The organism is Streptomyces sp. NPDC055140 (assembly GCF_053607285.1).
In genome coordinates this window covers 744,879-764,872 of sequence record NZ_JBSGTG010000001.1, presented here as the reverse complement: position 1 = coordinate 764,872, position 19,994 = coordinate 744,879, and the positions used below count along the sequence as shown (strand labels likewise).

The window sequence follows — 19,994 nt, the reverse complement described above, 5'->3', positions numbered from 1 at the left end:
ACTGAGTGGCCGGAGGGGATGTCGCCCTCCGGCCACTCAGTGCCACACAGGGGGTGGTTACACGCCCGGCGACGGAACCGCCCGCACCTCCACCCCGCCCGCCGCGCTCCCGAGGAGCTTCAGCTGTATGTCTCCGGGGCCCGCCGGGGTCGTGCCGTCGGCGAGGACGGCCAGGGCGAGGGTGTTGGCGCCGCGGGTGCGCAGGATGCCGTTCGGGACGGCGAACGTGTGCTGGGGGCCCACGTCGTTGATGTACTGGCCCATGTTCCAGCCGTTGACGTAGAGCTGGACGCGGTAGGCGTGGGCCGCGTCGTCCGTGAACGTGAGGCCGATCGAGGCGTCCACGTCGTGGTCGACGGCCAGCCGGAACGTGGTGCGGTACCAGGAGACCCCCTGGCGTACCGGGCCGTCGACCGGGAACGCGGCCCGCTCCCAGCCGCCGTCCGTGTCGAGATCGAGCCCCGGCAGGTGCCAGCCGTGCCGCTCCCCGTACAGGCCGCCCGTGTTGAGCGGGCCGCGCACCGGGTCCGTGCCCGAAGCGCCCTGGATGCGCCAGGTCACGGCCGGATCCGCGCCCGTGAACGCCACTCCGGTCAGGCCGCGCGCCGACTTGTGCGAGTCCCGGGCGCCGCCATCCTCGTCGTGCTGCATGCGGCGGACGAGGACCGAGAGGACATGGCCGCCGGCGGTGCGCAGGTCGGCGGGCAGGGCGAAGGCCGCCGTCGCCGTCCACGTGCCCTGGGTGGACTGGGCCGACGTCGGCACCGGCATCCGGTGCGTGCCGAGAGGGCGGCCGTCGAGCCACGCCATCAGCAGGCCCTGGGTGCCGGTGGAGTACGCCAGGTTCACCGACTCGGCGCCGCTCGCGTCGTCGAACGAACCCCGGTACCAGACGTCGCCGTAGTGGAAGCCGTAGTCGTCGGCGAACAGGACGGGCCGGCCCGCGGGCACGGGCGTCGTCGAGTACGACGTCGCTTTGTCGGCGACGGTCCAGTCCGTGTCGTCGAAGTCCTGCTCCGACTCCGGGTTTTCGGGCCGTTGCCGCCAGCCGGTGAGCGCGGGCAGCTGTACCTCCGGGACACCCGGGAGTACCCGCACGGCGGCGAAGCTTCCGGAGGGAGTGGTGCGCACATGGACCGGGCCGTTGTTCCAGGTGATCAGCTGCACGCCACGCGGTGCCCATACCTCCATGTCGGCTTCCTCGATCGTGTCGCCCGTCAAGTGGAGAGTGGCGCCGTGGAGTTCGGCCCGGCGCAGCAGCGCGGGACCGCGGACGAGGACCGGGCCCGAAGGTGTGTCGTGGCGCCACAGCCGGGCGGACGTCTCGTCGTCCGCGAACATGACGAGGAGCGTGCCGCCCACCAATACCCGCACCAAGCCGGCCAGGTGGGTGGAGATGCGCAGGATTCCGTCCTCGTACGCCGCGGTTGCCGGCCCGTCGAGGACCGTGACCTCCGGCTCCTCCTCGTACGCGAAGGCCGCCTCGGCCGGCTCTCCCGGCCGGCCCGCGAACACCGCGACGTCCCGGCGCCCCGCGCTCAGCTGGATCATCGGCTGAACCGTCGAGTACGCCAGCTCCCGCTTCCCCAGAGCGGCCTCGGCCAGGACGAGCTTCGCGTCCTTCGCGCCGACCGTGACCTCCGCGCTCGCCGAGCCCAGTGGCAGCGTCGATGTGATCGACGCCGACGTGTCGTTGCGCAGGACGTAGACGTGCGCGCCCGTGTCGGGATTCGTCAGGTGGTAGATCTTCAGGGCTGGGTCCGCGGCCGCCGTGTCCTGCGCCCGGTCCAGCTTCGCCAGGTCCGGCACGGAACGGAGCAGTTGGCCGATCTGGTGCATGGGCGTCAGCTTGGACGTGACATTGCGCGCCTCGTCGAGGGCCGCCCCGTAGTCGTACGACGTGTAGACGACCGGCGCGGGGAGCCAGCCCCAGCTGGTGCCGCCGAACGTCATGTAGACGTTGTGGATCTTGATGCCGTTGGCGAGGTTGGTGAGGTAGAAGCGCCGCTCGTACGCCGCGTCGCGGGTGCGCCGCGACTCCTCGTATCCCTTGCCGGCGAACACGGCGCCGCCCCACGGGTCGAACCAGCCGCCCCCGAACTCGGCCATCAGGCCAGGGGTGTCGGGGCTCGCAGTCGACCCACCCTTGGCGCCGCCCACGCCGAAGTAGCCCCAGTCCGGCGGGTTGCCCGACGGCGACGGGTAGCCGTCGAATCCGTAGAGGTAGCGGCCGGACTCGTCACCCGTGCTGAACGAGCCCGGAGCCCAGTAGCCGTTGCGGCCCTTGTCGTTGTGGAACAGCGGGACGTCGATGCCGTCGGCGCGGACCTTCGCGTAAAGGTGCGCCATGTAGTCCTTGCCGGCCGGGCTGGTCACGTTGGAGGCGTACTCGTTCTCCAGCTCGTAGAGGACGACCGTGCCCTTGCCGCGCGTGTACTGGTACCGGGCGATGATCTCGTTCACGGCCGTCAAGTACTCGTCCACGTACGCCAGATAGGTGGGATCGGAGGTACGGGCCGTGCCCTTGGTGGCCGTCAGCCAGCCGGGGAATCCGCCCGCGTCGACCTCCGCGTTGATGTAAGGGCCGGGGCGCGCGATGACGTAGAGACCCTCCTCGGCGGCCGTCTCCAGGAAGCGGCCGAGGTCGCGCACGCCCGTGAAGTCGTAGGCGCCGGGGGCTGGGGAGTGGAAGTTCCACGCGACGTAGATGCTGATGGCGTTGTAGCCGTGCGCGCGCAGCTTCTGCAGCACGTCACGCCACAGCGACGGGCTCGGCAGCCGGAACGGGTGCACCTCGCCCGACCACAGGACGACCCGGCTGCCGTCCACGAGCAGCGAGTACTTGTCGAAGGCGACGGTGTGCGTCCGCCCGTCGGCCTCGGGTACGGGGACGGGGGTGGTCGCATCGTCGGGAGTGGCCGCGCCCGCCGTCGGCAGCGGAAGGGCGAGGCTCGCCGCGGTCGTGGCGGTGAGGGCCGTGAACGTACGTCTGCTGAGTTGCAACTGACGTCTCCATAGGGCTGTGAGGTAAGTGCGAAGGGGTGGAGGAAAGACACCGGCCTCGCCCGTGGTCGTCACGGGCGGGGCCGGGGGATGCGGGTGGGGGTCGGTCAGGCGCTGAACGAGTGCACCGTCGTCGTCCGGTACGTCTCGCCCGGGCGCAGCACCGTCGACGGGAACGCCGGACGGTTCGGCGAGTCCGGGAAGTGCTGCGTCTCCAGGCACAGGCCGTCGCCCTGCCGGTAGGTGCGCCCGGAGGGGCCGGTGAGCGTGCCGTCGAGGAAGTTGCCCGAGTAGAACTGGACGCCCGGCTGATCCGTGGCGATCTCCAGACTGCGGCCGGAGGACGGGTCGCGCAGCGTCGCGACGTGCACGGGCCGCGTCGTGATCCCCTTGTCGAGGACCCAGTTGTGGTCGAAGCCCTTGGCCGTGACCAGCTGCGGGTGCGCGGTGCGGATGTCGCGGCCGATCGGCTTCGCGGAGCGGAAGTCGAACGGGGTGCCCGCGACCTTCGCCCGCTCACCGGTCGGGATGAGTCCCGAGTCGGTGGGCGTGTAACGGGAGGCGGCGAGGGTGAGTTCGTGGTCGTAGATGCCGCCGCTGCCCTCGCCCGCGAGGTTGTAGTACGTGTGGTTCGTCAGGTTCACGACGGTCGCCTTGTTCGTCGTCGCCTCGTAGTCGATGCGCCAGTCGCCGCTCGCCCCGAGGGTGTAGGTGACCGTCACCTTGAGCGTGCCCGGGTAGCCCATCTCGCCGTCGACCGACGTGTAGTGCAGCTTCAGGCCGACGTCGGAGCCGGAGGTGAAGTCCTCCACGTCCCACACCCGCGTGTTGAAGCCCTTCGCCCCGCCGTGCAGGGAGTTGGCCCCGTCGTTCACGGAGAGCTGGTACCTCGTGCCGTCGAGGGTGAACCGGCCGTTCGCGATGCGGTTGCCGTAGCGGCCGATGGTGGAGCCGAAGAACGTGGTGCCGGCGACGTAGTCCTCGATGGTGTCGTAGCCGAGGGAGACGTTCACGTACCGGCCGTGGCGGTCCGGTATCTCCAGGGACTGGATGATGCCGCCGTAGGAGAGGACCTTCAGGCGGGTGCCGCCGTTCTCCAGGGACCAGCGGTAGATCCTCGTGCCGTCGGCGAGCTTTCCGAAGAGCTCCTTCACGGGCCTCCTGCTTCCCGGGGCGGAGCCTGAGGCGTGGGCTGTTCCGCCCGGCGCGGTGGCTGCTGCACCGGCAGCGGCGGCCGATGCGAGGAGAGTGCGTCTGCTCAGTTCCATGTGCGGCTCCCTCAAAGGGTGGGCCCCGCCGGGCTTGGGCCGACGGGGCCGAGCTGACTTACGAACCGACCTTGCGCTTGTTCCACACGTCGAAGCCGACCGCCGCGAGCAGGACCAGGCCCTTGATGACCTGCTGCCAGTCGGTGCCGACGCCGACGAGGTTCATGCCGTTGTTCAGGACGCCGAGGACCGTGCCGCCGATGATCGCGCCGAGCACCGTGCCGACACCGCCGCTCATCGACGCGCCGCCGATGAACGAGGCGGCGATCGCCTCGAGTTCGAAGTTGACGCCCGCCTTCGGCGAAGCGGCGTTGAAGCGGGCCGCGAAGACCAGGCCCGCGAGCGCCGCCAGCATCCCCATGTTGAGGAAGACCGCGAAGGTGACCTTCTTGTCCCGGACGCCGGAGAGCTTCGCCGCCGGCAGGTTGCCGCCGATCGCGTACACATGGCGGCCGATCACCGCGTTGCGCATCACATAGCCGAAGGCGACGAGGAGCACGGCCAGGACGATCAGCACCACGGGCGCGCCCTTGTAGCTGGCGAGCAGCAGGGTGAAGACGAGGACGGCGGCGACCAGCGCGGTGAGCTTCAGCGCGAACAGCTTCGCGGGCAGTACGTCGAGCGCGTACTCCTGCTGGCGCTTGCGGTCGCGCACCTCCTGCCACACGACGAGGGCGATGAGCCCGAGGCCGAGGAGCAGGGTGAGGTTGTGGTAGTTGGTGTCGGGGCCGACCTCGGGCAGGAAGCCGTTGGCGACCTTCTGCAGCCCTTCGGGGAACGGGCCGAGCGTCTGCCCCTTGAGGAAGATCTCCGTCAGGCCGCGGAAGAGCAGCATGCCCGCCAGGGTCACGATGAACGACGGTATGCCGAGGTAGGCGATGAAGAAGCCCTGCATGGCCCCCGCGAGCGCGCCGACGGCGAGGACCGCGAGCGCGGCCACCGGCCACGACCAGTGGTGCGTGACCATGAGCACCGCGGCGAGCGCCCCCGTGAACGCGGTGATGGAGCCGACCGACAGGTCGATGTGGCCCGCGATGATGACGATCATCATGCCGATCGCCAGGATCAGGATGTAGCTGTTCTGCAGCACCAGGTTCGAGACGTTGCGCGGCAGCAGCAGGTCGCCGCCCGTCCAGACCTCGAAAAGGATCACGATCAGGCCGAGGGCGAAGAGCATCCCGTACTGCCGCATGTTGCGGCGCATGCCGTCGATGATCAGCCGGCCGAGGCCGGCCGCGTGCCCGGTGTCTCCGGATTCCTTCGGGGCCGCGGGGCCGGCCGGCGACCCGGCCTTCAGGTTCGTACTCATCGGTCCTACCTCTTGTCCTTGGTCATGTGCCGCATCAGTACTTCCTGGGTGGCCTCCGCTCGCGGGACCTCACCGGTGAGCCGTCCGGCCGACATCGTGTAGATCCGGTCGCACATGCCGAGCAGCTCGGGCAGTTCGGAGGAGATGAAGACAACGGCCTTGCCCTCGGCGGCCAGTTGGTCGATCACCGTGTAGATCTCGTACTTCGCACCCACGTCGATGCCGCGGGTCGGCTCGTCGAGGATCAGCACATCGGGCCCAGCGAAGATCCACTTGCTGAGAACGACCTTCTGCTGGTTGCCGCCGGAGAGCCGGCCCACGGGTTCCGAGACGTTGGGCGCCTTGATGTTCATGGACTTGCGGAAGCCCTCGGAGACCTTCCGCTCCTCGTGCTCGTCGACGACCCCGCGCCGGGCGACCTTGCGCAGCGCGCTCAGCGAGATGTTGCGGTTGATGGAGTCGATGAGGTTGAGGCCGTAGTGCTTGCGGTCCTCGGTGACGTACGCGATGCCGTGCCCGACCGCCTCGGGGACGGTGCGGGTGCGGATCTCGGTGCCGTCCTTGAGGACACTGCCGCCCGCGTACTTCCCGTAGGCCCGGCCGAACACGCTCATCGCGAGTTCCGTGCGGCCCGCGCCCATCAGCCCCGCGATGCCGACGATCTCCCCCCGGCGCACGTTCAGGGACACCGAGTCGACGACCTTGCGCTGCTGGTCGATGGGGTGGAAGACGGTCCAGTCGCGGATCTCGAGGGCGGGCGCCGCCGTGTGGTCCTGCGGGTGCGGGGTGCGCTCCGGGAAGCGGTGGTCGAGGTCGCGGCCGACCATGGCGCGGATGATCCGCTCCTCGGTCGTCTCCGCGGCCTTGACGTCGAGCGTCTCGATGGAGTGCCCGTCGCGGATGACCGTCACGGAGTCCGCGACCCGGGCGATCTCGTTGAGCTTGTGCGAGATGATGATCGAGGTGATGCCCTGGCCCTTCAACTCCAGGATCAGGTCGAGGAGTTTGCCGCTGTCCTCGTCGTTGAGCGCGGCCGTCGGCTCGTCGAGGATGAGCAGCTTCACCTCCTTCGACAGTGCCTTGGCGATCTCGACCAGCTGCTGCTTCCCGACGCCGATGTCGGCGACGCGGGTCTGCGGGTGCTCGTTCAGACCGACCCGCCGCAGCAGGTCCGTGGCGTGCTTGAGGGTCTCGCCCCAGCTGATCACGCCCCGCGTGGCGTGCTCGTTGCCGAGGAAGATGTTCTCGGCGAGCGAGAGGTACGGCACCAGGGCGAGCTCCTGGTGAATGATCACGATGCCGCGCTTCTCGCTCGCCCCGATGTCCTTGAACCGGCACGGCTTGCCCTCGAAGAGGATCTCCCCCTCGTAACTGCCGTGCGGGTGAACGCCGCTGAGGACCTTCATCAGCGTCGACTTCCCGGCGCCGTTCTCCCCGCAGACGGCGTGGACCTCGCCCGCGCGGACGCTCAGAGAGACGTCCGCGAGCGCCTTGACGCCGGGAAAGGTCTTGACGATCGAGCGCATTTCCAGGACGGGTCCCGCCATGGTCGTGCCTTTCTGCTCCGTGTGAACCGGTGGTGTGGGCGGGCTACTTGAGGTCGCTCGCCTTGATGTAGCCGGTGTCGATGAGCTCCTTCTGGTAGTTGCTCTTGTCGACGCTCACCGGCTGGAGCAGATAGGACGGCACGACCTTCTTGCCGTTGTTGTACGACGTGGTGTCGTTGACCTGCGGCTTCTTCCCCTTCAGCACCGCGTCGACCATGCTGGAAGCGACCTTGGCCAGCTGCCGGGTGTCCTTGTAGACGGTCTGGGTCTGCTGGCCCGCGACGATCGACTTCACCGAGGCGACCTCGGCGTCCTGCCCGGTGACGACGGGCAGCGGCTTGCTCGCGGAGCCGTAGTCGTCGGACTTGAGCGCGGACAGGATGCCGATCGAGATGCCGTCGTACGGGGAGAGGACGGCGTCCACCTTGGCCGAGGAGTACGACGACGTGAGCAGGTCGTCCATGCGCTTCTGCGCGGTGCCGCCGTCCCAGCGCAGCGTCGTGACCTTGTTGAGCGCCGTCTGGCCGGACCTGACCACGAGCTGCTTCTTGTCGATGTAGGGCTGGAGCACCTTCATGGCGCCGTTGAAGAAGTACTTGGTGTTGTTGTCGTCGTTCGAGCCCGCGAACAGCTCGATGTTGAAGGGCCCCTTCTTGGAGCCGTCCTTCAGACCCAGCTTCTCGGTGATGTACGTGCCCTGGAGCCGGCCGACCTTCTCGTTGTCGAAGGAGGCGTAGTAGTCGACGTAGGGGGAGTTGAGCAGGAGGCGGTCGTAGGAGATGACGGGGATGTCCGCGTCATGGGCCTCCTTGAGGACGTTGGAGAGCGCGTCGCCGTTGATCGCGGCGATGACCAGCGCGTCCACGCCCTGCGTGATCATGCCCTCGAGCTGCTGGACCTGCTGGTCGACGTCGTCCTCGCCGTACTGCAGGGTCGTCTTGTAGCCGGCCTTTTGCAGCGTGGTGACCATGTTCTTGCCGTCGGCTATCCAGCGCTCGGACGACTTGGTCGGCATGGCGATGCCGACGGTCATCTCCTTCTTGTCCTTCCCTTGCTTGCTGCCGCCCTCACTGCTCTGCCCGCAGGCGGTCAGGGCGAGGGCGAGAGCGGCGGCTCCCGCCACGGCGGAAACGGCACTTCTGCGGTTGCGCATGGTCATCAGTCCTTGTCGGTCGCGTCGGGGGAGCGGAAACATCCGCGGGAAATTCGGCGGGAAATTCAGCGGGAAACGGTCAGCGGGAAGCGGTCGAGAGCGCCCGGCAGCCGCGAGCCCAGCGGCGACATGCCGCCGTCCGCGCCGTGCCGGGCCAGCAGGTCGAGGGCGAGGCGGCCGCGGCGCACGCGCTCACGGGCGGTGTCGAGAGTGACGTCGCGCAGATGGGCGCCGTACGGGTAGAGGCCGGGGGCCTTCGCGAGCCCGAACTTCAGGTACAGCGGCGCCCCGCGGCGGATCAGTTCCGCGATCTCGTACATCCGTACATAGCCGCCGAGGTCGTCCGGCGCCTCGACGTACAGGTCCATGGGGGCGGCGGAGATCCGGCGGATCTCGGTGAGATGAGCCGGTGTCAGGTCGCTCGGCACATTGAGCGAGTCGGCGCCGAGCCGCTCGAAGACGGCATAGGAGGCCGGGTTGACCGGCCCGATGAGCGCGGAGACCTTGAGCGTGGTGTCACCGGGGATCACCCCCTGCTCGCGCGCCCGGTGCAGCGTCCACAGCACGCCCTCGTCGGCGACGAGCAGGCACTTCACGCCCAACTCCGTTGCCCGGACGGCGTCTTCCACGCATCCGGCGACGGCGTCGTGGCCGCGGGCCCGCAGGCCGGCGCCGTGCGAGTCGGTGCGCACGGAGGCGCCGGTGTCCCAGGTGCCGCGCGGACCGGTGAACAGGCACAGCTCGATGTCCCGCTCGGCGGCGGACTCGACCATCTCGGTGATCTCGGCGTCGGTGAGCATCCACACGCCGCTGCCCTGGCTGATCCGGTGGACCGGCACGTCGAGGCGCGAGGCCTCCTTGAGGACGACGGCCAGCGCCTCGGGGCCCTCGACGGAGGGGATCTCCGTGCGCCAGGTACCGCCGTCGGGGAAGGCGTGCGGGGAGGTGTCGCTGTCGTCGGTGCGGGGGGCGGACAGGCCCAGGGCCGCGAGGGCGGGTTCGCCGGGGCGGCGGGGAGAAGGGGAGTCGGTCACGGGCAGTCCTTCACGTTCGGCGTTGTTCGATATTTCGAACGAGGTTCGGATCGTGGGGTGTGCGCAGGCCCGGAACGTGCCGGGCGGCAGGGGCTAGGGGAGCAGCAGCACCTTGCCCACCTTGGGGTCACCGGATCCCACCAGCTCGATGGCGTACGGGAAACGATCCAGCGGCAGCTCGTGCGTCACCAGCGGCAGCGGATCCAGGAGTCGCGCGCCGAAGACCCGCACGGCGTGCGCCCAGGCCGCCGGCGGCGCCCCGAACACGGTCCGCACCTCCAGCTGCCGCACGACGAGTCCGGTCGGATCGAGCCCGGCCGCACCGGATGCCGGGAGCCCGGTGAGGACGAGCCGCCCCCCGCGCCGCAGCAGCGACGCCGCGGTACGGGCCGAGTCCGCGGACCCGGCGGTCTCGATCACCACATCGAAGTCGCCGGGCAGCTCCTGGTCGGGCGTACGGAAGTCCGTCGAGCCGAACTTCCGTGCCAGGGCGGCGCGTTCGGGTCGGGTGTCGACGGTGAGGAGGTCGGCGGGGGAGTTCGCCGCGAGGAACTGCACGGCGAGCATGCCCAGGGTGCCCGCACCGACGACGGCGACCCGTTCGCCGGGCCGCGCGCCCGCCTTGAGCGCGGCCGCGGCGACGCAGGCCGCGGGTTCGAGCAGCGCGGCCGCCGTCAGGTCGGCGTCGTCCGGCAGGACGTGCAGGAGCCGGGCGGGCAGGGTCAGTGTGGCGGCCATGGCGCCGGGCTGCGTGAACCCGGTCTCCTCGTACCCGGTCGTGCACAGCGTGGTCTCGCCGGCGTGACACCGGTCGCAGACCTGGCAGTTGCGGAAGCCCTCGCCGACGACCTTCCTGCCGACGAGCGACTCCGGGGCGCCCGGCCCGACGGCCTCGACGGTGCCGGACCACTCGTGGCCCGGCACGAGCGGGTACCGCACATACCCCTCGGGCCGGTTGCCCCGGTACACCTCGCGGTCGCTGCCGCAGATGCCCACGGCGTGGACGCGGACCAGCGCCTCGCCGGCACCCGGCGGCGTCGGCTCGTGAGGGACGATCCGGTACGCGCCCGGCGCCTCGACGACGACCGCGACGCTCACCGTGTCCCCTCCGGCCGGCGCTGCTCCCAGCCCTCCGCCCACAGGTCGAACCGGGCCTGCTGCTGCGGGAACTCGGCCGCCGCGTCCACGTCCAGCTCGACCCCGAGCCCCGGCTCGTGCGACAGCTCGAAGCACCCGGTCTCCGGATCGACCTGCGGCGCGCCCTTCACCACCTTCTTGATGTCCGCGTCCGCGAAGTCGTTGAAGTGCTCGAGGACCTTGAAGTTCGGTGTGGTGAAGCCGACTTGGAGCGAGGCGGCGGTGAGTACGGGACCGCCCACGTTGTGCGGCGCGACCAGCACGTAGTGGGACTCCGCCGTCGCCGCCAGCTTCCGCGTCTCCCAGATGCCGCCGATGTGGCCGACGTCCGGCTGGATGATGTCCGCGGCCTGGCTCTCGAACAGCTCGCGGAACTCGATCCGGTCATGGATCCGCTCACCCGTGGCGACCGGGATGTCCACCTTCGCGGCCACCTTCTCCAATGCCTTGAGGTTCTCCGGCGGCACCGGTTCCTCCAGCCACGCGGGCTTGAAGGGAGCGAGATCGCGCGCCAGCCGGATGGCGGTGGAGGGCGAGAACCGGCCGTGCATCTCCAGCATCAGCTCGGCGTCGGGCCCGATCGCGTCGCGCACCGCCTCGATCAACGACACGGCGTACAGACTCTGTTCGTGGTCCAGCTCGTAGTGCCCCGTCCCGAACGGGTCGATCTTCAGCGCCCGGTAGCCGCGCTCCATCACGGCCCGCGCCGCCTTGTGGTAGGCCTCCGGGGTGCGCTCGGTGGTGTACCAGCCGTTCGCGTACGCCTTGACCCGGTCCGTCACCTTGCCGCCGAGCAACTGCCACACCGGCACGCCGAGCGCCTTGCCCTTGATGTCCCAGCAGGCCATCTCGACGACCGCGATGCCGGACATCACGATTTCTCCGGCCCGCCCGTAGTCCCCGTACTTCATGCGCCGTACGAGGTCCTCGGCGGCGAACGGGTCGGAGCCGACGATGTGGTTGGCCTGAGCCTCCTTCAGATAGCCGACGAGCGCGTCGGTGTGGCCCAGCATCCGGGTCTCGCCGACCCCGGTGATCCCCTCGTCGGTGTGCACCTGGACGTAGGTCAGGTTGCGCCAAGGCGTCCCGACCACGTGTGTGCTGATTCCCGTGATGCGCACGGCAGTTGCCCCCTGCGACGTTCGATATTTCGTCATGCGTTCGAAATCTTGGCGTGACAGTAAGGAGGCGCGCGCGGGGTGTCAATGGTTCTCGCACCGGATCGCCCGGTACGCCGTGCACAGAAGCCGTATGGAGGGTCAATTCTTTGGAACACGCGGTTCCGCACAAAACATTCACAGCACCGGCTTTTTCCGTTACCGGCGCGGCGCCTAGCCTCCATGCGTCATGGATTACTGCCACCCGTGCCGAAGGCACCTCAACGGCGCCCTCGCCTGCCCTGGGTGCGGCACGCCCGCCGAAGCCTGCCGCGAGCACGCGGAGGCGCTCGCGGCGCAGGAGTCGGCCGAGAACGCCGGCGCCTCTTACGCCGACGAACCCACGCACACCCGCCGCTCCCGCAGGGAACGCCGTGAGCGCGGTGCTCGCAGGGCCCACCGGCGCCGGCGCAACAAGATAGTGATCGCCGCCGCGGGGCTCGCGCTCGCCGCGGGCGGCCTCAGCTTCGCGGAACTCGGCACCGAGTCGTCGGCGGACGGCGACGGGCGGGGCTCGTCCACGTCGGCCGAGGAGGCCGCCGACCAGGAGGCCGAGGCCGCCGCGTCCTCGGCGGCCGCCACCCCGACCGGTGCCGCCGCGGCCGAGGCGGACCCGCGGGCGTCGAGCGCCTCGGCATCCCCCTCCCCGTCCGCGTCGGAGTCCAAGGACGCGAAGGACGACAAGGACAAGAAGCCGGGGGAGACGAAAGAAGGGACCGGAGGGCGCGCCACCTCGGTGCCCGCCGCCACCCCGACCACGGACACCCCGGCCGGCCCCGGCACCCCCGCTCCCGGACCCACCACGACACCGCCCCCGCCGCAGCCCACCCCGACGAAGACGTGCGACCGCTTCCTGTGGTGGTGCACCTAAGGGTTGCGCCGTGCGGCCTGCGTCGTTTTCCTGCCGGAAGCCACGGCTTGTCGCCGGAAGCCACGGCCGGCGTCAGGCCGCGACGTCGCCGTCCATCATCTTGGCGAGGAGCCTGCGCAGTGCGTCCCGCTCCTCGCCGGTCAGCGAGGCGATGGCCCCGCGAGCGAAGCCCAGGTTCCCCTGCACGCCGCGCGCCATCCGCACGCCCTCTTCCGTCGGCGCGGCCAGTTTCACGCGCCGGTCGGCCGGGTCGGGGCGGCGCTCGACGAGGCCGCGCGCTTCCAGGCGGTCGATGAGCCCGGTGATGTTCGACGGCTCGCAGTTCACCTGCTGGGCTATGCGCCGCATGGGCATCGGCTCGCGGGAGAGCAGGTCGAGGACCCGCGCCTGCGCCGTGGTGAGCCCCTGGCCCCCGGCGGCCTGCTCGTACTCCTTGTAGTGACGTGAGACCAGCGTGCCGATCAGCTCGACCAGGTCGGCGGTCACCGGGTCGGCTGTCGCGGGATCGGTTGTCACGGGGTCGTCCGTCACGGGTTTTGGGGCGGAGCTGCTTGCGGCCATGTACTCCAGAGTACCCATTTACTTGACACTATGAAATATCGAGGAGCATGGTTGTTTCAGTAAGTGAAGCAATCAGGAGGCGCCCCGCCATGTCTGTCGACACCCCTCAGATCCCCGCCACCAGCCGCGAGTGGCACCTGACCGGCCGCCCGGTCGGCTGGCCCAAGCCCGAGGACTTCCAGCTCGCCGAGGTGGAGATCCCCCAGCCCGGCCCCGGCCAGGTGCTCGTCAAGAACCTGTACGTGTCCGTGGACCCCTACATGCGCGGCCGCATGAGCGCCGCCAAGTCGTACGTCGCCCCGTACGAGCTCGGCAAGGCGATGCAGGGCGGCGCGGTCGGCGTGGTCGTCGCCTCGAACGACGAGGGTGTGGCCGTCGGTGACCACGTGCTGCACTTCAACGGCTGGCGCGAGTACGCCACGTTCGACGCCAAGCAGGCCGTGAAGGTCGACCCGGAGGCCGCGCCCCTGTCGGCGTACCTCGGTGTCCTCGGCATGACGGGCCTCACCGCGTACGCGGGTCTCCTGCGCACCCTGTCCTTCAAGGAGGGTGACACGGTCTTCGTCTCCGGCGCGGCCGGTGCCGTCGGCAGCCAGGTCGGCCAGATCGCCAAGCTCCTCGGCGCCGGCCGCGTCGTCGGCTCGGCCGGATCGGCCGAGAAGGTCAAGCTCCTCATCGAGGAGTACGGCTTCGACGCGGCGTTCAACTACAAGGACGGCTCCGTCTTCGAGCAGCTCAAGAAGGCGGCTCCCGACGGCATCGACGTCTACTTCGACAACGTCGGCGGCGACCACCTCGAAGCGGCGATCGGCCAGCTCAACCGGGACGGGCGCATCGCGATCTGCGGCGCGATCTCGGTCTACAACAACACCGAGGCCGCCCCCGGCCCGCGCAACCTGTCCCGCCTGATCCAGACCCGTGGCCGTATCGAGGGCTTCCTCGTCGGCGACCACTACGACCTCCAGCCGCAGTTCGTGCAGCAGGTCGGCGCCTGGATCCGCTCCGGCGAGCTCAAGTACCGCGAGACCGTCGTCGAGGGCATCGAGAACAACCTGGAGGCGTTCCTCGGGGTTCTGCGCGGCGACAACATCGGAAAGATGGTCGTCAAGCTGGGGGAGTGACCCCGGTCACGCTCGATTCTTCCGGGATTCGGTAACCTCTTTCCGCCTACCGGATCGAATGAGGGAGTACGGGATGCCCATCCAGCAGTCGGACGTCGTCTACACCGCCGTGGCCACCGCGGAGAACGGCCGTGACGGCCGCGTCTCCACGGACGACGGCAAGCTCGACGTCGTCGTGAACCCGCCCAAGGAGCAGGGCGGCAGCGGCGCCGGCACCAACCCGGAGCAGCTGTTCGCCGCCGGCTACAGCGCCTGCTTCCAGGGGGCGCTCGCCGTGGTCGCCCGCCAGGAGAACGCCGACATCTCCGGCTCGACCGTCACCGCGCACGTGGGCATCGGCAAGAACGACGAGGGCTTCGGCCTCATCGTCGAGATCGCCGCCAAGATCCCGAACGTGGACGAGGCCACCGCCAAGTCCCTGGTCGAGAAGGCCCACCAGGTGTGCCCGTACTCCAAGGCCACCCGCGGCAACATCACGGTCACGCTCTCCGTGTGACCGATGTGACCCGGTCCCGGCCCGTACTCCGCGAAAGGGGTGCGGGCCGGTCCCATAGGGTGTCCCCATGCATGATCTCGGGGCGGGCTTCGGCTACTTGATGAAGGGCCAGCGCTGGGTCAACCAGCACGGCAAGCAGTTCGGTGTGGGGCTCCTGCCCGGCCTGATCACCCTCGTCCTGTACGCGGCCGCGCTGATCTGCCTGACGCGGTGGGGCGACGACTTCGTCACCTGGGCGACCCCCTTCGCCGACGACTGGACCTCGCCGTGGGCCGGCCTGTTCCGCGGCTTCCTGACGGCCGTGCTCTTCGCCCTGGCCCTGCTCATAGCCGTCCTCACCTTCACCGCCGTCACCCTCCTGATCGGCCAGCCCTTCTACGAGTCCCTGTCGGAACAGGTCGACCTCGCCGAGGGCGGCCACGCCCCCGAGTCGGGGCTCCCGCTCTGGCGCGAACTGTGGATCTCGGCCCGCGACAGCCTGCGCACCCTGGTGCGCGCCGCCGATTGGGCCATCCTGCTCTTCGCCCTCGGCTTCGTCCCGCTCGTCGGCCAGACCGTCGTCCCGGTGATCGGCTTCTTCGTCACCGGCTTCTTCCTCACGGAGGAGCTCGCCGCGGTCGCGCTCCAGCGCCGCGGCGTCGAACTCCGAGAGCGCCTCGCCCTGTTGCGCTCCCGCAAGGGCCTCGCCTGGGGCTTCGGTACTCCGCTCGCGGTCGCGTTCCTGGTGCCGTTCGTGGCGGTGTTCCTGATGCCGGGAGCGGTGGCGGGCGCGACCTTGATGGCCCGCGACCTGCTCGGCGAGACGGCCCCGGAACCGGCCCCGGAACCGGCCCCGGAACCGGCCCCGGAACCGGCCCCGGAGCCCGGGGAACCGGCCACGTACTGACGCCGGGGGCCGCGGACAGGGGCTAGCGTCGGAGCATGGAAAAGATCGCCTTCCTCGGCCTCGGTCACATGGGCGCGCCCATGGCCCGCCATCTCCTCGACGCCGGACACCCGCTGACCGTCTGGAACCGCACCCCGGCGAAGGCCGCCCTGCTCGTCGAACGGGGCGCCGTGCTCGCCGACAGCCCCGCCGACGCCGTGCGCGACGCGGATGTGGTCATCACGATGCTCGCCACCCCGGACGCCGTGTCCGAGGTCGCCGACGCCATCGCGCCCGAGCTGCGGCCCGGCACCTGCTGGGCGGAGATGTCGACCATCGGGCCCGAGGCCGTACGGCAGCTGGCGGCCCGCCTCGGTGACGGGGTGACCCTCGTCGACGCCCCGGTCATGGGCAGCACCGACAAGGCCGAGGCGGGCGAGCTCGGCATTCTCGCGGGCGGCAATGCGGACCGGATCGAAGGCGTACTCGCCCACCTCGGGACGGTCACCCGCACCGGCGCGCCCGGCTCCGGCGCCGCACTCAAACTCGTCGTCAACACCGCCGTCATCGGCGGCGTCGGCCTGGTCGCCGAGGCCATGGCGCTAGCGGACGCGCTCGGCCTGCCCGAGGACGTCGCGAAGGGCGCCCTCGCCGCGGGCCCCCTCGGCGGAGCCGTCGCCCGCGCCTTCGCCCAGGGCGTGCACTTCGGCTCGGACCTCGCCGTCAAGGACATCGCCCTGGCCACCGAGACCACCGAACTCCCGGCGATGGAAGCCGTGTTGGGTCACTTCAAGGAGGCCGCGGCGGACCCGTCCCTCGCCCACGAGGACATCGCGCGGGCCGTCACCCGTATCCGCGAGCGGTAGGCCGGGTCATACTGCGCCCATGAAGACGGCGAACCTGGGTGTGCTCTTCCTGATCGAACTGGCCGCTCTCGGGGCCGTCGGGCGCTGGGGGGTCACTCGCGACGTCGCCGCCCCGCTCGCCTGGCTCCTCGGCCTCGGGGTCATCGCGGTGATGATCACGCTGTGGGCGCTGTTCGGGTCCCAGAAGGCGTCGTACAAGACACGGGGCGCGGGCCGGGTCGCCTTCGAGCTGGTGTGGTTCGGGGCGGGCGCGGCCGCGCTCCTGCTGGCCGGGTCCGTCGGCTGGGCCGTCGCCTACGTCCTGGTGTGCGCCGTGAGCAAGACGCTCGCGGTCGTCTGGCGCCAGTAGCCGCCGCGCACACGGGAGTTCACCCGAGGGCTGCGTCCCCTGTGTCGCCCGTGTCGCCCCGGTCGTCCGGTTCGCCTTCGATGAGTGCCAGGAAGTCGCGGAACGCGCCCGACATGTCCACCGACTCGGGGTCCAGCAGCCACTGGTACTGCAGCCCGTCCATCACCGCCACGAGCAGCGGCGCCGCCCGCTCGGGTGTGAGGCCGCCGGGCAGCCGCTCCCCGTACTCGGTGCGCAGCGCGGCGGCCATGCTCTCCCGCACGTTCCCGTACCGCTGTGTGAAGTAGGGCCGCGCCGGGTGGTCCTCCGTGACGCTCTCGCCGAGCAGCGCGGAGAACGTCTGCACGATGCCGGGACGCATCGCGTTGTACTCGACCAGCGAGGCGAGCAGGTCGAGGCGCCACCGGCCGTCCGGCACCGCGTCCCACTGGTCGCGCTCCTCCAGGACCGCGACGAGCAGCGCCTCCTTGGTGCGGAAGTAGTGCAGCAGCCCTTGCTGCGTGAGCCCGACGCGCTCGGCCACCGCCCCCAGTGTCGCGCCGCGGTACCCGCGCTCGGCGATCACCTCCAGGGCGGCACGGAGGATCTCCGCGCGCCGTTCCTCGCTCCTGGCGGTTCTCGTACCCATGCCGTCACCGTACGACATCATTCATAACGGCGAGATAACGAAACCTACCGATCTACAGGTAGCGGGTGCAGGATGGCGGACAAGGGTCGGACTTCAACGAGGAGGCGCCGTCGTGGCGGACACCCAGCAGGACCAGGCACGCGAGGCGGTCGTCGAGGCCGCGCTCGGCAAGCTCGACCTCGACACCAAGGCGGGCCTTCTCGCCGGGCAGGACATGTGGTCCCTGCCCGCCGTGCCCGGCATCGGCCTCGCGTCCCTCGTGATGTCGGACGGCCCGATCGGCGTCCGCGGCATCCGCTGGACCGCCGACGACCCCTCGATCGCCCTTCCGTCACCGACCGCGCTCGCCGCCACCTGGGACCCCGAACTCGCGTGCAGGGCAGGGCAGTTGCTCGCCCAGGAGGCCCGGCGCAAGGGCGTGCACGTGCTGCTCGCCCCGACCGTCAACCTGCACCGCACGCCCGTCGGAGGCCGGCACTTCGAGGCGTACAGCGAGGACCCGTACCTGACCGGCGCGATCGGCACCGGCTATGTACGCGGCGTGCAGTCCGGCGGAGTCGGCACCACCGTCAAGCACTTCGTCGCCAACGACGCCGAGACCGACCGCTTCACCGTGGACAACGTGGTCAGCGCCCGCGCCCTGCGCGAGCTCTACCTCGCCCCCTTCGAGGCGATCGTCGAGAACGCGCACCCCTGGGGCATCATGACCGCCTACAACACGGTCAACGGCACGACGATGACCGAACACCGCTACCTCGTGAACGAGGTGCTGCGCGGCGAATGGGGCTTCGACGGCTTCAACGTCTCCGACTGGATGGCCGCCCGCTCCACCACCGGCGACATCGAGGGCGGCCTGGACGTGGCCATGCCCGGCCCGAAGACGGTGTACGGGCCCGCGCTCGCCGCCGCCGTCCGTGCCGGAGAGATCGAGGAGTCCACCGTCGACGAGGCCGTGCGCAACGTGCTGCGCCTCGCCGCCCGCGTCGGCATCCTCGAAGGTGCCGCCCCCGAGGTCACCGACACCGAGACCCCCGCCGGGATCGACGGCGAGGCACTCGCCCGCGAGATCGCCCGCCGCGCCTTCGTCCTCGTGCGCAACTCCGGGGCGCTCCCGCTGCGTGCGGGCGGCAGTGTCGCCCTCATCGGCGCCGCCGCACGCGACGCCCGCGTCCTCGGCGGCGGCTCCGCCACCGTCTTCCCCGCCCACGTCGTCTCCCCGCTCGACGGACTGACCGCCGCGCTCCCCGAGGGCACGCTCACGTACGCGATCGGCGCCGACCCGAACGAGGAACTCGCCGCCGCGGGCGCCGGGTTCGAGCTGCGCGCCCGCTGCCTGGGCGCCGCCGGCGACGTCATCGGCACCGCCTCCGTGCCCGGCGGCCGCATCCAGTGGATCGGCGCCGACCTGCCCGACGGCGTCACCCACGACACCCTGCACACCGTCGAGATCACCGGCACCTTCACCCCGCGCGCCTCCGGGCCGCACACCTTCGGCACCCAGGGCATCGGCGGCTTCACCCTCACCGTCGCCGGACAGGTCCTCTTCGACGGGGAGCAGCCGCTCGCCTCCGCCGCCGACCCGTTCGCGGCGTTCTTCGGCAGCCCCGTCGGCCGCGGGGACGTCGACCTCGTCGCCGGCGAACCCGTCGACGTATCCCTGCGCTACGTCGTCTTCAAGCCCGAGGGCGCCCCGCTCCAGGCCATCGCGTTCTCGCTGGTCCACCGTGAGCCGCAGCGCGACCCCGACGAGCTGATCGCCGAAGCCGTCGAGGCCGCGCGCTCCGCCGACACCGCGGTCGTCGTGGTGGCCACCACCGAACGCGTCGAGTCCGAGGGCTTCGACCGCAAGGACCTGCGCCTGCCGGGCCGCCAGGACGACCTGGTGCGCGCCGTCGCCGCCGCCAACCCGAACACCGTCGTGGTCGTGAACTCCGGCTCCCCGGTGGAACTCCCGTGGCGCGAGGACGTCGCGGCCGTGCTCCTGAGCTGGTTCCCCGGCCAGGAGGGCGGTGACGCCCTCGCCGACGTCCTCACCGGAGCCGAGGAGCCCGGCGGCCGGCTGCCCACCACCTGGGGCACGTTCGATGACGCACCCGTCACCGAGGTCGCCCCCACCGACGGCCGGCTGGCCTACACCGAGGGCGTGTTCATCGGCTACCGCGCCTGGGAGCGGTCGGGCGTCACCCCGTCGTACGCCTTCGGCCACGGCCTCGGCTACACCGACTGGACGTACGAGGCGATCGAGGTGCGGGACGCGGGCGCGACGGCTGTGGTCCGGGTGCGCAATTCCGGTGAGCGGTCCGGTCGCGAGGTGGTCCAGGTCTATCTGGCGCCCGAGCAGGCCGACCCCGCCCGCCCGGCCCGCTGGCTGGCCGGCTTCGCGGGCGTCGAGGCGGCACCCGGCGAGAGCGTCGAGGTCACCGTCCCGCTGCCGCGCCGCGCCTTCGAGATCTGGGACGAGAACGCCGGCGCGTGGGCGCACCAGCCGGGTGCGTACGAGGTCGAGGCGGGCCGCTCGGTCGCGGACCGCCGCGTGAGCGCGAGGGTCAAGGTCTGAGCGGACTCACCGGGTGCGGGTGCGGGTGCCGGTGCCGGTGCTTGAGCGGGTGCCCGGGCTGATGGGGGTACG

At 70.6% G+C, this 19,994-nt stretch carries 17 protein-coding genes; 7 read left to right on the top strand and 10 right to left on the bottom strand.

What is annotated here, in order from left to right; all coding sequences use genetic code 11:
• Positions 1-57 precede the first annotated feature (57 nt).
• The 8 genes from ACWFR4_RS03580 to ACWFR4_RS03545 all read right to left on the bottom strand — a co-directional run bounded on the left by ACWFR4_RS03580 (position 58) and on the right by ACWFR4_RS03545 (position 11,572).
• A complete protein-coding gene (locus ACWFR4_RS03580; RefSeq protein WP_453650543.1) occupies positions 58-3,003 on the bottom strand; it encodes a beta-galactosidase in 2,946 nt (981 codons plus the stop codon).
• Between the two features lie 107 nt (positions 3,004-3,110).
• Positions 3,111-4,271 (bottom strand): aldose epimerase family protein, encoded by a 1,161-nt coding sequence (locus ACWFR4_RS03575; protein WP_453650542.1) that lies wholly within the window; start codon positions 4,269-4,271, stop codon positions 3,111-3,113.
• 58 nt (positions 4,272-4,329) lie between these two features.
• Entirely contained in the window at positions 4,330-5,580 is a 1,251-nt protein-coding gene (gene mmsB, locus ACWFR4_RS03570; protein WP_453457673.1) for a multiple monosaccharide ABC transporter permease, read from the bottom strand.
• Between the two features lie 5 nt (positions 5,581-5,585).
• Entirely contained in the window at positions 5,586-7,112 is a 1,527-nt protein-coding gene (mmsA, locus tag ACWFR4_RS03565) for a multiple monosaccharide ABC transporter ATP-binding protein (protein WP_453650650.1), read from the bottom strand.
• Positions 7,113-7,170: 58 nt separating this feature from the next.
• Positions 7,171-8,280, bottom strand: coding sequence for a multiple monosaccharide ABC transporter substrate-binding protein (gene chvE, locus ACWFR4_RS03560; RefSeq protein ID WP_453457671.1), 1,110 nt, complete (start codon positions 8,278-8,280; stop codon positions 7,171-7,173).
• A 65-nt stretch (positions 8,281-8,345) separates the two neighbouring features.
• Positions 8,346-9,314: a hypothetical protein gene (locus ACWFR4_RS03555; RefSeq protein WP_453457668.1), complete on the bottom strand. Its 969-nt coding sequence runs from the start codon at positions 9,312-9,314 to the stop codon at positions 8,346-8,348.
• A gap of 93 nt (positions 9,315-9,407) precedes the next feature.
• Entirely contained in the window at positions 9,408-10,412 is a 1,005-nt protein-coding gene (locus ACWFR4_RS03550; protein WP_453650540.1) for a zinc-dependent alcohol dehydrogenase, read from the bottom strand.
• Complete coding sequence (locus tag ACWFR4_RS03545) at positions 10,409-11,572, bottom strand: mandelate racemase/muconate lactonizing enzyme family protein (RefSeq protein ID WP_453457662.1); 1,164 nt, start codon at positions 11,570-11,572, stop codon at positions 10,409-10,411. Before ACWFR4_RS03545 ends, ACWFR4_RS03550 begins: the two co-directional genes overlap by 4 nt.
• Positions 11,573-11,798: 226 nt before the next feature.
• On the opposite strand from ACWFR4_RS03545, the gene ACWFR4_RS03540 reads away from it, so the two are divergent.
• Positions 11,799-12,479 carry an SCO2400 family protein gene (locus tag ACWFR4_RS03540; RefSeq protein WP_453650538.1) on the top strand — a complete coding sequence of 227 codons (681 nt, stop codon included), beginning with the start codon at positions 11,799-11,801 and terminating at the stop codon, positions 12,477-12,479.
• Positions 12,480-12,551: 72 nt separating this feature from the next.
• Here the strand turns inward: ACWFR4_RS03540 and ACWFR4_RS03535 are convergent, their stop codons facing one another.
• The gene (locus ACWFR4_RS03535; RefSeq protein WP_453457656.1) at positions 12,552-13,040 is read right to left on the bottom strand and encodes a MarR family winged helix-turn-helix transcriptional regulator; all 489 of its coding nucleotides are present in this window, start codon (positions 13,038-13,040) and stop codon (positions 12,552-12,554) included.
• Positions 13,041-13,129: 89 nt separating this feature from the next.
• On the opposite strand from ACWFR4_RS03535, the gene ACWFR4_RS03530 reads away from it, so the two are divergent.
• The 5 genes from ACWFR4_RS03530 to ACWFR4_RS03510 all read left to right on the top strand — a co-directional run bounded on the left by ACWFR4_RS03530 (position 13,130) and on the right by ACWFR4_RS03510 (position 16,737).
• A complete protein-coding gene (locus tag ACWFR4_RS03530) occupies positions 13,130-14,161 on the top strand; it encodes an NADP-dependent oxidoreductase (protein ID WP_453650536.1) in 1,032 nt (343 codons plus the stop codon).
• Between the two features lie 73 nt (positions 14,162-14,234).
• Complete coding sequence (locus ACWFR4_RS03525) at positions 14,235-14,657, top strand: organic hydroperoxide resistance protein (protein ID WP_100591911.1); 423 nt, start codon at positions 14,235-14,237, stop codon at positions 14,655-14,657.
• A 67-nt stretch (positions 14,658-14,724) separates the two neighbouring features.
• Positions 14,725-15,543 carry an EI24 domain-containing protein gene (locus tag ACWFR4_RS03520; protein ID WP_453650534.1) on the top strand — a complete coding sequence of 273 codons (819 nt, stop codon included), beginning with the start codon at positions 14,725-14,727 and terminating at the stop codon, positions 15,541-15,543.
• A 35-nt stretch (positions 15,544-15,578) separates the two neighbouring features.
• On the top strand, positions 15,579-16,388 hold the full coding sequence (locus ACWFR4_RS03515; protein WP_453457647.1) for an NAD(P)-dependent oxidoreductase: 810 nt from the start codon (positions 15,579-15,581) through the stop codon (positions 16,386-16,388).
• 19 nt (positions 16,389-16,407) lie between these two features.
• Positions 16,408-16,737: a YrdB family protein gene (locus ACWFR4_RS03510; RefSeq protein WP_453650532.1), complete on the top strand. Its 330-nt coding sequence runs from the start codon at positions 16,408-16,410 to the stop codon at positions 16,735-16,737.
• Positions 16,738-16,756: 19 nt separating this feature from the next.
• On the opposite strand, the gene ACWFR4_RS03505 is transcribed toward ACWFR4_RS03510, so the two are convergent.
• On the bottom strand, positions 16,757-17,383 hold the full coding sequence (locus ACWFR4_RS03505) for a TetR/AcrR family transcriptional regulator (RefSeq protein WP_453650648.1): 627 nt from the start codon (positions 17,381-17,383) through the stop codon (positions 16,757-16,759).
• Positions 17,384-17,477: 94 nt separating this feature from the next.
• Here ACWFR4_RS03505 and ACWFR4_RS03500 point away from each other — a divergent pair, with 94 nt between their 5' ends.
• Positions 17,478-19,922, top strand: a complete 2,445-nt coding sequence (locus tag ACWFR4_RS03500; RefSeq protein ID WP_453650530.1) for a glycoside hydrolase family 3 protein — start codon at positions 17,478-17,480, stop codon at positions 19,920-19,922.
• The last annotated feature ends 72 nt before the right edge of the window (positions 19,923-19,994 follow it).

What these genes read in the sequence shown, in the direction of transcription:
- ACWFR4_RS03530 (WP_453650536.1), top strand. Translation starts at nt 13,130, where the DNA reads ATGTCTGTCGACACCCCTCAGATCCCCGCCACCAGCCGCGAGTGGCAC.
- ACWFR4_RS03520 (WP_453650534.1), top strand. Translation starts at nt 14,725, where the DNA reads ATGCATGATCTCGGGGCGGGCTTCGGCTACTTGATGAAGGGCCAGCGC.
- ACWFR4_RS03540 (WP_453650538.1), top strand. Translation starts at nt 11,799, where the DNA reads ATGGATTACTGCCACCCGTGCCGAAGGCACCTCAACGGCGCCCTCGCC.
- mmsB (WP_453457673.1), bottom strand. Translation starts at nt 5,580, where the DNA reads ATGAGTACGAACCTGAAGGCCGGGTCGCCGGCCGGCCCCGCGGCCCCG.
- ACWFR4_RS03575 (WP_453650542.1), bottom strand. Translation starts at nt 4,271, where the DNA reads ATGGAACTGAGCAGACGCACTCTCCTCGCATCGGCCGCCGCTGCCGGT.
- chvE (WP_453457671.1), bottom strand. Translation starts at nt 8,280, where the DNA reads ATGCGCAACCGCAGAAGTGCCGTTTCCGCCGTGGCGGGAGCCGCCGCT.
- ACWFR4_RS03505 (WP_453650648.1), bottom strand. Translation starts at nt 17,383, where the DNA reads ATGTCGTACGGTGACGGCATGGGTACGAGAACCGCCAGGAGCGAGGAA.
- ACWFR4_RS03525 (WP_100591911.1), top strand. Translation starts at nt 14,235, where the DNA reads ATGCCCATCCAGCAGTCGGACGTCGTCTACACCGCCGTGGCCACCGCG.
- ACWFR4_RS03510 (WP_453650532.1), top strand. Translation starts at nt 16,408, where the DNA reads ATGAAGACGGCGAACCTGGGTGTGCTCTTCCTGATCGAACTGGCCGCT.
- ACWFR4_RS03515 (WP_453457647.1), top strand. Translation starts at nt 15,579, where the DNA reads ATGGAAAAGATCGCCTTCCTCGGCCTCGGTCACATGGGCGCGCCCATG.
- ACWFR4_RS03535 (WP_453457656.1), bottom strand. Translation starts at nt 13,040, where the DNA reads ATGGCCGCAAGCAGCTCCGCCCCAAAACCCGTGACGGACGACCCCGTG.